10 protein-coding genes and 2 pseudogenes are annotated in these 12,926 nt (G+C 75.0%); 3 read left to right on the top strand and 9 right to left on the bottom strand.

The features are described 5' to 3' along the window. Positions 1 to 9 precede the first annotated feature (9 nt). From BJF77_RS01120 to BJF77_RS01110, 3 genes and pseudogenes are all read right to left on the bottom strand, one after another. Positions 10 to 330 (bottom strand): multidrug efflux SMR transporter, encoded by a 321-nt coding sequence (locus BJF77_RS01120; RefSeq protein WP_047804007.1) that lies wholly within the window; start codon positions 328 to 330, stop codon positions 10 to 12. A gap of 130 nt (positions 331 to 460) precedes the next feature. Continuing rightward, a pseudogene (locus BJF77_RS22440) lies at positions 461 to 529 on the bottom strand (QacE family quaternary ammonium compound efflux SMR transporter); the annotation flags it as partial. Between the two features lie 324 nt (positions 530 to 853). Further along, the gene (locus tag BJF77_RS01110) at positions 854 to 1,273 is read right to left on the bottom strand and encodes a LysM peptidoglycan-binding domain-containing protein (protein ID WP_047804009.1); all 420 of its coding nucleotides are present in this window, start codon (positions 1,271 to 1,273) and stop codon (positions 854 to 856) included. Positions 1,274 to 1,617: 344 nt separating this feature from the next. Here BJF77_RS01110 and lexA point away from each other — a divergent pair, with 344 nt between their 5' ends. Continuing rightward, positions 1,618 to 2,391 carry a transcriptional repressor LexA gene (lexA, locus tag BJF77_RS01105; RefSeq protein WP_047804010.1) on the top strand — a complete coding sequence of 258 codons (774 nt, stop codon included), beginning with the start codon at positions 1,618 to 1,620 and terminating at the stop codon, positions 2,389 to 2,391. A gap of 103 nt (positions 2,392 to 2,494) precedes the next feature. On the opposite strand, the gene BJF77_RS01100 is transcribed toward lexA, so the two are convergent. Together BJF77_RS01100 and hflX are read right to left on the bottom strand one after the other, a co-directional pair. Beyond that, the gene (locus BJF77_RS01100; RefSeq protein WP_075871039.1) at positions 2,495 to 4,576 is read right to left on the bottom strand and encodes an ATP-dependent DNA helicase; all 2,082 of its coding nucleotides are present in this window, start codon (positions 4,574 to 4,576) and stop codon (positions 2,495 to 2,497) included. A gap of 4 nt (positions 4,577 to 4,580) precedes the next feature. Beyond that, a pseudogene (hflX, locus tag BJF77_RS01095) lies at positions 4,581 to 6,232 on the bottom strand (GTPase HflX). 120 nt (positions 6,233 to 6,352) lie between these two features. Here hflX and BJF77_RS01090 point away from each other — a divergent pair. After that, a complete protein-coding gene (locus BJF77_RS01090) occupies positions 6,353 to 7,015 on the top strand; it encodes a class I SAM-dependent methyltransferase (protein ID WP_082157445.1) in 663 nt (220 codons plus the stop codon). A 40-nt stretch (positions 7,016 to 7,055) separates the two neighbouring features. Here the strand turns inward: BJF77_RS01090 and dapF are convergent, their stop codons facing one another. Beyond that, on the bottom strand, positions 7,056 to 8,021 hold the full coding sequence (gene dapF, locus BJF77_RS01085) for a diaminopimelate epimerase (protein ID WP_075871038.1): 966 nt from the start codon (positions 8,019 to 8,021) through the stop codon (positions 7,056 to 7,058). A 130-nt stretch (positions 8,022 to 8,151) separates the two neighbouring features. Here dapF and BJF77_RS20940 point away from each other — a divergent pair, with 130 nt between their 5' ends. Next, the gene (locus tag BJF77_RS20940) at positions 8,152 to 9,723 is read left to right on the top strand and encodes an LssY C-terminal domain-containing protein (protein ID WP_075871037.1); all 1,572 of its coding nucleotides are present in this window, start codon (positions 8,152 to 8,154) and stop codon (positions 9,721 to 9,723) included. Here the strand turns inward: BJF77_RS20940 and miaA are convergent. The 3 genes from miaA to BJF77_RS01065 all read right to left on the bottom strand — a co-directional run bounded on the left by miaA (position 9,720) and on the right by BJF77_RS01065 (position 12,918). Next, the gene (gene miaA / locus BJF77_RS01075) at positions 9,720 to 10,649 is read right to left on the bottom strand and encodes a tRNA (adenosine(37)-N6)-dimethylallyltransferase MiaA (RefSeq protein WP_075871036.1); all 930 of its coding nucleotides are present in this window, start codon (positions 10,647 to 10,649) and stop codon (positions 9,720 to 9,722) included. The genes BJF77_RS20940 and miaA overlap by 4 nt on opposite strands. Continuing rightward, positions 10,646 to 12,178 carry a tRNA (N6-isopentenyl adenosine(37)-C2)-methylthiotransferase MiaB gene (gene miaB, locus BJF77_RS01070; RefSeq protein WP_047804020.1) on the bottom strand — a complete coding sequence of 511 codons (1,533 nt, stop codon included), beginning with the start codon at positions 12,176 to 12,178 and terminating at the stop codon, positions 10,646 to 10,648. Before miaB ends, miaA begins: the two co-directional genes overlap by 4 nt. Before the next feature lie 113 nt (positions 12,179 to 12,291). Then, complete coding sequence (locus BJF77_RS01065) at positions 12,292 to 12,918, bottom strand: regulatory protein RecX (protein ID WP_083664907.1); 627 nt, start codon at positions 12,916 to 12,918, stop codon at positions 12,292 to 12,294. Positions 12,919 to 12,926 lie beyond the last annotated feature (8 nt).

The following is a 12,926-nucleotide window of genomic DNA, read 5'->3' as shown; positions in this document are numbered from 1 at the left end:
GTGGAGGGGTCAGTGGGCGGCGCCGAGCTCGATCAGCAGCACGCCGCCCATGATGAGCGCGATGCCCAGCACCATGAGCCGGCTCAGCGGCTCGCCGAAGAGCAGCCGGCCCGCGACCGCGGTGAGCGCCACGCCCGCCGCGGCCCAGATGCCGTAGGCCACGCCCAGCCCCAGACCCTGGCGGAGGGCGAGGGCGAGCAGCGTGAACGCGAGCAGGTAGCCGGCCAGCACGGCGGCGTACCAGCGCCGGCGGCCCTGCGCCGCGACCCGCAGGGACAGGGTGGCGGCGACCTCGGTGAGGATCGCCCCGGTCAGGTACAGCCAGGCCATCAGGCGCCGCCGTCCCCGGCTGCCCGGTGGGCGCCGACCTCCACGCAGAGCACCCCGGCGACCACCAGGCGATGCCGGCGAGCACCAGCGGGCTCAGGACCTCCCCGAAGACCAGGGCCGCCAGGAGGGCGGTGAGCGTCACGCCCGTGGCCGCCCAGATCCCGTAGGCCACGCCGACGGGCAGCCCGCGGCGCAGCACCGCCGCGAGGAACACGAACGCGGCGCTGTAGCCGGAGACGACGAGCAGGTACCAGCCGGGTGTTCCAGGGCGGCCTTCAGGGCCAGCGAGGCGGCCACCTCGCTGCAGATCGCGGCGCCCAGCAGCGGCCAGACGGTGTCCCTCCGGCTCCGGGGAGGCCGCGGGGCACCACGGGCGGACACGATGGACGGCGGGCTGCCGTGGTCGGGACGCGGACGGCGGGCTCCAGGGCTCATGCCCCGACCCTACCGACGCGGAGCACGGCGCCGGGACGGAGTGCCCGGCGGCAGGTCCGGCGTTCGGCCGGCCGGGACGGACGGCCCGTCAGGCGGCGGGGACCTCCAGGAGCTGGCCCGCGTGGAGGAGAGAGCTGTCGAGGTCGTTGAGCTCCACGATCTCGTCCATGACGTCCCGCGGGTCCCGCTCCGGGTCGGCCTGCACGGCCAGGTCCCACAGGCTCTGCCCGGGGTGCACCGTGGCCTGCTCCGTCCCGGCCCCCGTGACGGGCTCGCTGGTGGCCGTGGCCGTGGACGGGACGAGGAAGATCACGGCGAGCACGACCAGTGCCGCGGAGCCGGCCAGCACGGGCAGGCCCAGCAGCACCAGGCGACCCCGCCGGGTCAGGACCAGCGGAGCGCGGGAGGTCCCTGCCGACGGGCGGGCCCGGCGGGCCGCGCGGGCCGGGCCGCCGAGGGGCCGGGGGCGGCGCGCGACGACGGCGCTGAGGGTGGCACTGGCACTCATGACATGAACTCCTTGACGTTCCCGCACGGGGCGGGCGATCTCGAACACCGGTCCGACCGGCGGCCCGTCCGGGCCTGCATGCGATCGAACATACTTTCGAATACCGATGACCCATGTCTAGCACGCGTCTGCGAAGGCTGTCGACACCGGGTCGTACATATGTTTGAAGACACACGGCGTGTCGCCTAGGCTGGGAGCACGTTCGGGCCTCGGGCCGGCACGCGTTCCGACTTCCCCCGGCTCCCTGCTGGCTGAGACCCATCGAAGCACCCGGGTCCGACATCGGAACGGGGCCGGCGCGCACCGGAGGCACCACCAGCCGGACGCGAAAGGACGACGCTCCCATGGCTCAGCCCCCCACCCCCGAGGAGTCCCGCGCCCGGGCCGGGCGCACCGGCGGCCGCGCCCGCGGCCGGGGTCTCAGCGTGCGCCAGCGCACCATCCTCGAGGCCATCCAGCGCTCCATCGCCGAGCACGGATATCCGCCCTCGATGCGCGAGATCGGCGACCTCGTGGGCCTGGCCTCCCTCTCCAGCGTCACCCACCAGCTCTCCCAGCTCGAGAAGCTGGGCTACCTGCGCCGGGATCCGAAGCGCCCCCGGGCGATGGAGGTCCTCACGCCCCTGCAGCTGCGCGACGCGGCCGCCCCGGCGACCCCGGAGGCCCCGCACGAGCCGGCGGACGCGCCCCGCGGCCCCCGTGCCGGTGCACCGGGCGGCATGGCGGAGCTGTCCACCTCCGCGGACGTGACGATGGTGCCCCTGGTGGGCCACATCGCCGCCGGCGGGCCCATCACCGCCGAGCAGGACGTGGAGGACGTGCTGGCGCTGCCCCGCCAGCTGGTGGGCCACGGCGAGCTGTTCATGCTGCGGGTCAAGGGCGACTCCATGATCGACGCCGCCATCTGCGACGGCGACTGGGTCGTGGTCCGCCGGCAGAGCGCCGCCGACAACGGGGACATCGTGGCCGCCCTGCTCGACGACGAGGCCACGGTGAAGACCTTCCGCCAGCGCGACGGGCACACCTGGCTGCTGCCGCAGAACACCCGCTACGAGCCCATCCTCGGGGACCACGCCACGGTGATGGGCAAGGTCGTCTCGGTGCTGCGCAGCCTCTGAGAGCCGCTGTCCGGCACGCGCTGTCCGACAACCCGCTGTCCGGCGCCCGCAGCGGCACGGGGCCCGGCCGCTCGGCCGGGCCCCGTGCCGCGTCCTGACCGGGTCAGGCCGTCGCCAGGCGCGCCAGGGCCCCGAGCACCACCGAGCGGTCCGTGGTGGTCCACAGCGGCGGCAGCGACCCGCGCAGGAACCCCCCGTAGCGGGCCGTGGCGATGCGGGAGTCCAGGATCGCCACGACACCTCGGTCCCCACCGGCCCGGATGAGCCGGCCGGCGCCCTGGGCCAGCCGCACGGCCGCGTGCGTCGCGGAGACGGACATGAACCCGTTGCTCCCCGCCCGCTCGGCGGCCCGGCTGCGGGCCGTGGACAGCGGGTCGTCCGGACGCGGGAAGGGGATCCGGTCGATCATCACCAGCCGGCACGAGGCCCCCGGCACGTCGACGCCCTGCCACAGGCTCATCGTCCCGAACAGGCTCGTGGCGGGGTCGTCCGTGAACTCCTGGACGAGCCCGGCCAGCGAGGACTCCCCCTGGCAGAGGATCGGCAGGTCGGTGCGCCCGCGCAGGGCCTCCGCGGCCTCCTCCGCCGCCCGGCGGGAGGAGAACAGGCCCAGTGCCCCGCCGCGCGAGGCCTCGAGCAGGGCGAGCATCTCCTCCAGCTGGGCCTCGGTCAGGCGCCGGCCCGGCTTCTCCAGGTGCTTGGCGAGGTAAAGGATCCCCTGCCGCGGGTAGTCGAAGGGGCTGCCCACGTCCACGCCCTCCCAGCGCGGGGCGCCCTCGCCGCGGAGCCCGAGGGCCCCGGCGGCGGCGTCGAAGGAGGAGCCGACGGAGAGGGTGGCCGAGGTCAGCACCACGGTGCGGCCGTCGAAGAGGCCCTCCCGCAGGGTCCCGGCCACCGACAGCGGCGCCACGTGCAGGGTGGCCGGGTCGGTGTCCTCGGCGGGGACGTAGCCGCGGCCGGGCTCCCAGCCGCCCTGCCGCGAGATCCAGAGCACCTCGCGGGAGTCGGCGGCGGCGAGGATGCGCTCGGCCAGCTCCAGCACGTCGCTGACCCGTGAGCGGGCCATCTGCCGTCCGGCGTCCCCGTCCTTCTCACCCCCGGAGCCGCCCTTCGACTCGCTCATGACCGTGCGTGCGGCGTCCCGGACCTGGGCCACGGCCGCCGCCTGGGCGCCGTCGAGGCCCCGGTGCAGCAGTTCGGCGGGCGCGCCCAGCAGCGCGGCCTCCAGGTTGGCGGCACCGGCGGTGAGGGAGTCGGGGTTCGCGGCGGTGTGCTTGCGCGCGGAGGCCGCCGCCGCGCGCACCATGGCCGCGGAGAGCTGGCCGGTGACCGCCCCCGTGACCCGGTCCTGCAGCTCGTGGGCCTCGTCGATCACCACGACGTCGTGCTCGGGCAGGACCGTGATGCCCTCGAACGCGTTGATCGCGAGCAGGGCGTGGTTGGTGATCACGATGTCCGCCTCCCCGGCCCGCTGCTTGGCGAGCTCGGCGAAGCACTGCTCGACCAGGGGGCAGCTGCGGCCCAGGCACTCCTTGGCGGTCACGGAGACCTGGCGCCACGCCTTGTCGCTCACGCCCGGGAGCAGCTCGTCGCGGTCACCGGTGTCGGTGGCGCGCGCCCATTCCCGCAGGCGCTGGACCTCCTGGCCCAGCCGGCCGGGCTGCTCGGTGGTCTCCGGCTGCGCGGCGCCGGGGTGCGGGGCGGCGTCGGGCAGGGCGAAGAGCGCGCCGGGGTCGTCCTCGGACGGGTAGCCGCCCTCGAGCTTGTGCAGGCACGCGTAGTTGCTGCGGCCCTTGAGCAGGGCGACGTCGACCTCGTGCTCGAGCTCTCCCTCCAGGGCGGCCAGCAGGCGGGGGACGTCCCGGCCCACGATCTGAGACTGCAGGGCGAGGGTCGCGGTGGCCACGACCACCGGCTTGTCCGCGTGCTGGGCGTGGGCCACGAGCGGGGCCAGGTAGGCGAGGGACTTGCCGGTGCCGGTGCCGGCCTGGACCAGCAGGTGCCGGCCGCGGTCGAGGGCCTCCGCGACCTTGCCGGTCATCAGCCGCTGCCCGTCCCGGACCTGCCCGCCCATCGCCGTGACGGCGGTGTCGAGCAGGCCCAGGGCGTCCTGCGCCCCGGGCAGGGTCTCCGGCCGTGTGCCGGAGACGTCCTGCCCGGACTCGTCGACGAATGCTGCGGGCACCGGCTCAGGCGCTCTCGGCGCCGAAGCCGGGCGCGTCCTCCGGGGCGAACTCCGCGAGCTCGGCCGCCAGGTCCTCGCGGACCTTCACCAGCAGGTGCGTGCCCTCGGGCAGGTGCTCGGTGCGCAGGATCTCCGCGTCCCAGTCGTGCAGCCGGCTGACGACGTCGCCGCGCTGGTACGGGACCAGCAGGTCCAGCACCGTCTCGGGGCGCGGGATGGACTCGCTGATCCGCTCCCGCAGCGCGTCGAGGCCCTCCCCGGTGCGGGCGGAGACGACCACGACGTTGCGCTCGCGCTGCCGGATCCGCTCGACCACGAAGGGGTCCGCGGCGTCGACCTTGTTGAGCACGATGATCTCGGGGATGTTCTGCGCGTCGATGTCCGTGAACACCTGGCGCACGGCCCGGATCTGGCCCTCCGGGTCCGGGTGGGAGGCGTCCACCACGTGCAGGATGAGGTCTGCGTCGGCGACCTCCTCCAGCGTGGAGCGGAAGGCCTCCACGAGCTGGGTCGGCAGGGACCGCACGAAGCCGACCGTGTCCGAGAGCGTGTAGCCGATCCCGTCGGGGGTCTGCGCCCGGCGGACCGTGGGGTCCAGGGTCGCGAACAGCGCGTTCTCCACGAGCACCCCGCGTCGGTGAGCCGGTTGAGCAGCGAGGACTTGCCCGCATTGGTGTAGCCGGCGATCGCCACGGAGGGCACGGAGTTGCGGCGGCGGTTGAGCCGCTTGGTCTCCCGGGCCGGCTTCATGGCGGCGATCTCGCGGCGCAGCTTGGCCATCCGCGTGCGGATCCGGCGGCGGTCCAGCTCGATCTTGGTCTCACCGGGCCCGCGCGAGCCGATGCCCTCACCGGCGGCGGCGCGGCCACCGGCCTGGCGGGACAGGGACTCGCCCCAGCCGCGCAGGCGCGGGAGCAGGTACTCGAGCTGCGCGAGCTCGACCTGCGCCTTGCCCTCCTTGGACTTGGCGTGCTGGGCGAAGATGTCGAGGATCAGACCGGTGCGGTCGATGACCTTGACCTTGACGACGTCCTCCAGCCCGCGCCGCTGGGACGGGGCCAGCTCGGAGTCCACGATGACGGTGTCGGCGCCGGTGGCGGCCACGACGTCGCGCAGCTCCTTGGCCTTCCCGGAGCCCAGGAACGTGGCGGGGTCGGGCTTGAGCCGGCGCTGGACGATGCCGTCCAGCACCTCGGACCCGGCGGTCTCGGCGAGAGCGGCGAGCTCCCGCAGGGAGTTCTCCGCCTCCTCGAGGGTGCCCTCGGTCCAGAGACCGGCCAGGACCACGCGCTCGAGGCGCAGCTGGCGGTACTCGAGCTCCGTGACGTCCTCGAGCTCGGTGGACAGGCCCCCGACGCGGCGCAGCGCGCGGCGCTCGTCGAGGTCCTGCTGCTCGCCGTCGTGCTGCGAGTGCTCCTGGCCGCTGTCGGCCAGTTCGCGGGCGCGGCCGGTCAGGGGACCGCTCGCGGCGGACCCGGAGTCCTCGGGCCGGCGGTCGGCGCGCTCTCCGGCGTCGGCCTCCCGGGCCCGGGCCCGGGCCCGGGACAGGACGCGCTCGACGACGTCCTCGAGGTCCTGCCGGCTCAGGCCGTTGTCGGCCTCCACCGCGGGAGCCGCGGTGCTGTGGTCGGCAGGGGTGTTGTTCGACGGGGTCATGGTTCCTTTCGGAAAGGATGTGGTTGCTGGAATTCTAGTCGCGGGCTCCGACGGACGGGGCCTCGGCGGTGGAGCTGCGCGGAGCGGACCGAATCCGCGCGATCGGTAGCATGAACGTCTATGACACGGCGTTCCGACTCCCCCGATCCCACCGCCGGCCCGGCGGCCCCGAATCCGGGGACCGAGCACTACTTCTCGGAGGATCCCTCGGTGCCGGAGGTGCGCCGCCCGGTGACCGTGGCCCTGCGCGGGCGGGAGGTCGTCCTGCAGACCTCCAACGGCGTCTTCAGTCCGCGAGGTCTCGACAAGGGAACGTCCGTGCTGCTCCGAAATGTTCCCGATCCGGCCGGCGCGGAGCTGCTGGACGTCGGGTGCGGATGGGGCCCGATCGCCCTGAGCCTGGCGGAGGCCGCGCCCGGGGCCCGGGTCACGGCGGTGGACGTCAACGAGCGCTCGCTCGGGCTGACCCGTGACAACGCGGCTGCCCTGGGCCTGGGCAACGTCGAGGTGCTGCTGCCCGAGCAGGTGCCGGCGGACCGCCGCTTCGACACCATCTGGTCCAACCCGCCCATCCGGATCGGCAAGCAGCAGCTGCACGAGCTGCTCCTCCGCTGGCTGCCGCGGCTGAACCCCGGCGGGAGCGCGTGGCTGGTGGTGCAGAAGAACCTCGGTGCCGACTCGCTGCAGAAGTGGCTGGCGGCCGAGCTGGGCGGGTCCTTCCGGGTCTCCCGGCACGCCACCGACAAGGGGTTCCGCGTCCTGCGGGTCGACCGGGCGGCCTGAGCCGGCCGGAGCCGGTCCGAGCCGGGCGCGGCGGCGGGGCTCAGACGAAGGTGCCGTCGGCCACGAGCACGGCGGGGCCGGCGAGGACCACGTGCTCCGCGCCGTCCGGGGCGGGCACGAAGGTCACGGAGACGACCCCGCCGGGCACCTGCACGAGCCACTGGTCCGGAGCGGTGGGCCCGCCCCAGAACCGGGTCGCCGCCGCCGCCGCGCACGCGCCGGTGCCGCAGGACTGCGTCTCGCCCACGCCGCGCTCATGCACCCGCAGGCGGACCCGGCCCACGCCGTCGTCGTCGCCGTCGGCGGGGACGACGAACTCGACGTTCGTGCCGTCCTCGGGCTCCGGGCGCACCACCGGGGCGGTGAACAGCTCGAGCTGGTCGAGCTTCTCCCCCTCGGCGAGCGCCAAGACCGTGTGCGGGTTGCCCATCCCGATGGACAGCGCCGGGCGGGGCACCTTGAGCCCCTTCGCGGTCACGACGGCGTCCGAGCCGCGGGACCGGGCGGTCTCGCCGTCCAGGAAGCTCCAGGGGCCCATGTCCACGGCGTAGCCGGAGTCGGTGCGCGCGACGGTCTTCACCCCGGCGCGGGTGCCGATCCGCAGGACCTCGCCCTCGGGAACCTCGGCGAGACCGCGCTGGACGAGGTAGTGGACGAACACGCGCACGCCGTTGCCGCACATCTCGGCGATCGAGCCGTCGTTGTTGCGGTAGTCCATGAACCACTCGGCGTCCGGGGCGGTCTCCAGCACGGCCCGGCCCTCGGGCAGGGCCTCGCTGCGCACCGCCCGGATCAGGCCGTCGCCGCCGATGCCGCGGTGCCGGTCACAGACCAGGGACACGAGGTGGGCGTCGAGCGCGAGCTGCGCGTCCGGGTCGGTCAGCAGGACGAAGTCGTTGCCCGTGCCGTGGCCCTTCGCGAAGCTGCGCCCGCGCAGCTCCCCCCAGGGCACGGCGGCGTCCGGGGACGGGGCGGTCGGGAGGGTATCGGGCTGCGCTGAGGTCACCCGGACATGATACGCGGCCCGGCCCGTGCGCCGCGGCGGGGTCACGGCCTTCCCCGGTGCCGCCGCCGTGGCTAGCCTGGGGGCACACCGGCCGGGGTCCGGTGCAGCACGTGGGGGCGAGGACGGCCAGGTGGACGCACGAGGCAGCGACCGGGCACCGGACGCACGGAGCACGGTCCCGGGTGCGCGCCGGGGGCCCGGCCCGACCGCGGTCCTGTGGCTGCACCGCTCCGGGCGGCTGGTGACCGCGCTGCTGGCGGGCTGGGGGGTCTACCACCTCGTGCTCGAGGACGTCGACGACGGGGGACGGCTGGTGTGGGCCTTCGTGCCCGTCTGGGCGCTGTCGGCGTACGTGCTGCTCCCGTCCCTGAACCGGGTGCTCACCGGCCTCTACGTGCCCCACTACTTCATCGGGCGCGCCCGCACCGCCGACGGGCTGCTGGGCGATCCGGTCAACCTGGCGGTCACGGGCAGCCCGGAGCGGCTGGCCGCGGCCATGCGCGCGGCGGGCTGGACGGCCGCCGATCCCCTGACCCCCGCCACGGCCTGGCACATCAGCCGCGCCGCGGTGCTGCACCGCAGCTACCCGGCCGCCCCGGTCAGCCCGCTGTACGTCTTCGGCCGCCGCCAGGCGCTGGCCTTCGAGCGCGAGGTCGCGGACAGTCCCGCCCAGCGGCACCACGTGCGCTTCTGGGTCTGCCCGCCGGGTTGGCGGCTGCCGGGCGGCGCGCTCGTGGACCTGGTGGGCGCGGCGACCTTCGACCGACGGGTCGGGCTCTCCCTCTTCACGCTGCAGGTGACCCACAAGGTCGCCGCGCGCACCGACGCCGAGCGGGACCTGGTCGTCGCGGCGCTGCGCTCGGCCGGCGCCCGCGTGCACGTGCTGCGCAACTTCTCCTCCGGCTACCACGCCCGCAACGGGGGCGGGGACAGCATCGAGACCGACGGGCACCTGCCCGTCCTCGACGTGCGGGCGGCCCCGCCGGCCGAGCGCCCGGGGGTGGGCCCGATGGCCGATGAGTCGCCGGCCCGCCCGCCGCGCCGTGCCGGGCCCGCCCAGACGTACGGCCGGCTGTTCGGCGCCGGTGAGTCCACCGACCGGACCGTGTACTTCAGCGACGCCGTCTTCGCGATCGCGATGACCCTGCTGGTCCTGGAGCTCATCCTCCCCGGGGACCTCCCGCCGGAGCGGCTGGAGCCGGCGCTGCGGGCTCATCTGCCGCAGTTCCTCGCCTACGTCCTGAGCTTCGCCGTCATCGGCACGGCGTGGATGAGCCACCACCGCCGGTTCACCGTCATCCGCCGCATCGACGGGCGCCTGCAGTGGCTGAACCTGCTGTCCCTGTTCTTCATCGCCCTGCTGCCGATGCCCACGAGCCTGCTCAGCGACTACGGCGGGAGCGGCTCGCCCTGGCCGGCGGCGCTGTACGCCGCGGTGTCGGCGGCCGTTTACGCCTCGCTGAACCTGGTGTGGGCCCATGCGTGGCACGCCGGGCTGATGGCGCCCGAGGTCGACGCCGGCCTGTACCGCTACGTGCTGCGCGGGCTCCTGCCGGCGCCGGTGGTCTTCGCCCTCAGCATTCCGGTGGCGTTCTGGGACCCCGGACTCGCCGCGTGGAGCTGGCTGCTCATCGTCCCTGTCTCCGCCGCGGACGGGTGGTGGCTGCGCCGCTCCACCGCGGTCGACAGCGCCTCCGGCTAGGGGCCGGTGGGCTCGGTCCGGAACCGCTGCACGAGCCGCACCGCCCGTTCCACCGGCTCGGGTCCGGAACCGCCCAGCCAGTGCACCCGCGGGTCCGCCCGGAACCAGGTCAGCTGGCGGCGGGCGAACTGCCGGGTGGCCACCACCGTGGCCTCGGCGGCGTCCTCGGCCGAGGTGCGGCCGTCGACGACGTCGAGGAACTGCCCGTAGCCCAGGGCGCGGGAGGCGGTGCGCCCGGCGCGCAGGCCTCGCCCGGCCAGCTCGCGCACCTCGGCCTCCAGACCGGCCTCCACCATGGCCTCCACCCGCCGGGCGAGCCGGGCGTGCAGCTCCGCCCGGTCGACGTCCAGGGCCAGCTGCACCGTGGGGGCCACGTACTCCCGGCGGGGCATGAACGAGGCGAACGGGCGCCCGGTCAGCTCCCACACCTCCAGGGCGCGCACCAGCCGGCGGTCGTCGCGCACCCGGGCCGCGGACTCGGGGTCCACCCGCAGCAGGCGCTCGCGCAGCGCGCCGGCGCCCTGCGCGGCGAGCTCCCGCTCGAGCCGGGCGCGGATCCGCGGGTCCGTGCCCGGCAGCTCCAGCACGTCCAGGGCGGCCCGGACGTAGAGCCCGGAGCCGCCGACCAGGACGGGCACCCGGCCGCGGGCGCGGATCTGCGCGAAGCAGGACCGGGCCCGCTGCTGGAAGTCGGCCACCGAGGCCTCCTCGGTGACGTCCAGGACGTCGAGGAGGTGGTGGGGCACCCCGCGCCGCTCCTCGGCGGTGGCCTTGGCGGTGCCGATGTCCATGCCGCGGTAGAACTGCATCGAGTCGGCGTTGACCACCTCACCGCCCAGCCGCAGCGCCAGCTCCACGCCCAGGGCGGTCTTGCCGGTGCCCGTGGCGCCGACGACGGCGACGACCGGCGGGGCCTCGGCACTCACCGGACGGGCAGGCTCGGCATGCCCAGGCTCACGGGCCGCGGGCCGGCGCCGTCGGCGGCGGTGGCGGGCACGCCGCAGGAGTCGGCCTGGCGGCGGTCCCAGGCGTCACCGGCCCGGGAGCGCCGCAGCGCGTACTCCCCCGGTCCGCGGGGGTCGGCGATCAGGTGATAGGCGGCGGCGTCGGTCACGGTGACGGTCACGAAGTCGCCGGGCCGGGGTGCCTCCGCGCCCTCCGGCACGGAGAAGTGCACGAGCCGCTGGTCCTGGGCGCGGCCGGAGAGCCGGTGGGTCAGCCCGGACTTCTTGCCCGCCTCCGCCGTGACGAGCAGCTCGACCCGGCGCCCGACCACCCGGCGGTTCTCCTCCGCGGCGATCCGGTCCTGCAGGGCCACGAGGCGCTCGAAGCGCTCCTGCACCACGGCCTTGGGCACCTGGTCGGCCATCTCCCCCGCGGGGGTGCCGGGCCGGATCGAGTACTGGAACGTGTAGGCCGAGGAGAAGCGGGAGGCGGCCACGACGTCGAGGGTGTCCTGGAAGTCCTGCTCGGTCTCCCCCGGGAACCCCACGATGATGTCGGTGGTGATCGCGGCCTGCGGGATCCGCTCGCGCACTGTGTCGAGGATGTCGAGGAAGCGCCGGGAGCGGTACGAGCGGCGCATCCGCCGGAGCACGCGGTCCGAGCCGGACTGCAGCGGCATGTGCAGCTGGGGCATCACGTTGGGGGTCTCGGCCATGGCGTCGATGACGTCGTCGGTGAAGGCCGCCGGGTGCGGGCTGGTGAAGCGCACCCGTTCCAGGCCCTCGATCCGCCCGCAGGCGCGCAGCAGCTTGGCGAAGGCGCCGCGGTCCCCGAACTCCACGCCGTAGGAGTTCACGTTCTGCCCGAGCAGGGTGACCTCCACGGCGCCGTCGTCCACCAGCGCCTGCACCTCGGCGAGGACGTCGCCCGGCCGCCGGTCGCGCTCCTTGCCGCGCAGCGAGGGCACGATGCAGAACGTGCAGGTGTTGTTGCAGCCCACGGAGATCGACACCCAGCCCGAGTAGGCGCTGTCCCGCTTGGTCGGCAGCGTCGAGGGGAAGACCTCGAGGGCGTCGAGGATCTCGAGCTGGGCCTCGGCGTTGTGCCGGGAGCGCTCCAGCAGGGCCGGCAGCGAGCCGATGTTGTGCGTGCCGAAGACGACGTCCACCCACGGGGCCTTCTCCAGGATCGTGTCCTGGTCCTTCTGGGCCAGGCAGCCGCCCACCGCGATCTGCAGGTCCTTGTTGCGCTTCTTGGCCGGGACGAGCTGGCCGAGGTTGCCGTAGAGCTTGTTGTCGGCGTTCTCGCGCACCGCGCAGGTGTTGAAGACCACGAGGTCCGGCTCGCCGCCCGCGGCCGGGACGTAGCCGGCGGCCTCGAGCAGACCGGTGATCCGCTCGGAGTCGTGGACGTTCATCTGGCATCCGAAGGTGCGCACCTCGTAGGAGCGCGGGGCGGGGGCGGCGGAGGACGCGGTCGGGTCCGAGGGCGGGGCGGCAGGGGTCGGGATCACCGGGCAATTGTACGGGCCGAAGGCCGTGCCCGTCCCGTCCGGACCGGGGACACCGCGGCGCGCAGCAGGCGGACGTCCCGCCGCCCCGGGCACGCTGCCCGTCTCCCGGGTCAGGGGGTGTCCGGGTAGGCCTCGGTCACGTCGTCGTCCGCCGCGGCGCCGGTGCGGGCCTCGAGCTCCTCCTGGACGACGGCGAAGGCCAGTCCCGGGGCGTAGCCCTTGCGCCCGAGCATCCCCACCAGCCGGCGCACCGCCCGGTCCCGCTCCGTGCGGTCCGACAGGTCGAGTCCCGCGGGCAGCTTCCGGCGCACCAGCTCCGCGGCGTCGGCCCGCTCGTCCTCGTCGGTGCGCTGCTCCAGCGCCGCCTCGGCGAGCTCGCCCGAGACGCCGCGGGTGGCCAGCTCCCGGCGGATCGCGGAGCGGGCCAGTTTGCGGGAGCCCGCGCGGGAGCGGACGTAGAGCTCCGCGTACTGGGCGTCGTCGACGAGGCCGACCTCCTCGAAGCGGTCCAGCACCTCACGGGCCGTGTCCTCCGGGACGTTGCGGTCGGCGAGCTTGTCCTCGAGCTGCCGGCGGCTCTTGGCCGAGGCCGTGAGCTGGCGCAGCACGATCGCGCGGGCGACCTCGCGCGGATCGGGCTCCGGGTCCTGGGCGGCGGACGCCGGCGCGCCGGGCCTCCGGCCCGCGGTGGCGGGCGGAGGACCGGCGCGCCGGCGTGCGTACGGGCTCTCGGTCACGGACCCGC

Source organism: Kocuria sp. CNJ-770 (assembly GCF_001942375.1).
Classification (GTDB): domain Bacteria; phylum Actinomycetota; class Actinomycetes; order Actinomycetales; family Micrococcaceae; genus Kocuria; species Kocuria oceani.
The sequence above is the reverse complement of the archived record's forward strand: the minus strand, read 5'-3'. Positions and strand labels throughout refer to the sequence as shown.

Bases quoted from the DNA above. Each gene is read 5' to 3' on its own strand.
- BJF77_RS01090 (WP_082157445.1), top strand. From the start codon at position 6,353: ATGACACGGCGTTCCGACTCCCCCGATCCCACCGCCGGCCCGGCGGCC.
- lexA (WP_047804010.1), top strand. From the start codon at position 1,618: ATGGCTCAGCCCCCCACCCCCGAGGAGTCCCGCGCCCGGGCCGGGCGC.
- BJF77_RS01120 (WP_047804007.1), bottom strand. From the start codon at position 330: ATGGCCTGGCTGTACCTGACCGGGGCGATCCTCACCGAGGTCGCCGCC.
- BJF77_RS01110 (WP_047804009.1), bottom strand. From the start codon at position 1,273: ATGAGTGCCAGTGCCACCCTCAGCGCCGTCGTCGCGCGCCGCCCCCGG.